Raw genomic sequence first — 465 nt, 5'->3', positions numbered from 1 at the left:
AATTATTTGTTATTGTGGCAACTTCGCCCCAAACAGGCTGCCAATTTTCATTAACAGTGCTTGTTTTTTGGTCAACAACCGTAAAATCATTTAGTAATGATTTCTTGTCATTTTTCAACTCAAGACCCATTTTACTGGTTTTAATTACCGCTTTATTTTTATAGGCTAAGGTATAGGTTGGCGTTCCATCGGTTTGTAATGCAAATTCCATTAGCATTTTTCCGTTTGGAGATTGCAACTGCTGTGCTTGTACCGAGCCTAAAAACCATAGACAAAGAACTGTTGTAAAAAAGAATTGCTTCATTTTTAAAAATGTATTTCAAGTTAATGTTATGTTTAAAAATTTGGCGCAAGCGATAACGCAGCCACAATCACAATTTTTAAACCCTTAAAAACAAAAGTAATCTCTTTTTTATTATTTCAAGTACAAATTTGTTTAATCTGAACTGGAGTGAAAGCAAGTAC

At 32.7% G+C, this 465-nt stretch carries 1 protein-coding gene; it reads right to left on the bottom strand.

What is annotated here, in order from left to right:
- Positions 1-238 (bottom strand): glycoside hydrolase family 97 N-terminal domain-containing protein (locus tag FHK88_RS12205; RefSeq protein WP_264480679.1); only part of this gene is annotated, 238 nt, incomplete at its 3' end.
- Positions 239-465: the final 227 nt, after the last annotated feature.

Source organism: Psychrobacter sp. I-STPA6b (assembly GCF_020662265.1).
GTDB lineage: Bacteria > Pseudomonadota > Gammaproteobacteria > Pseudomonadales > Moraxellaceae > Psychrobacter.
This window is presented reverse-complemented; position numbering and strand designations above follow the sequence as displayed.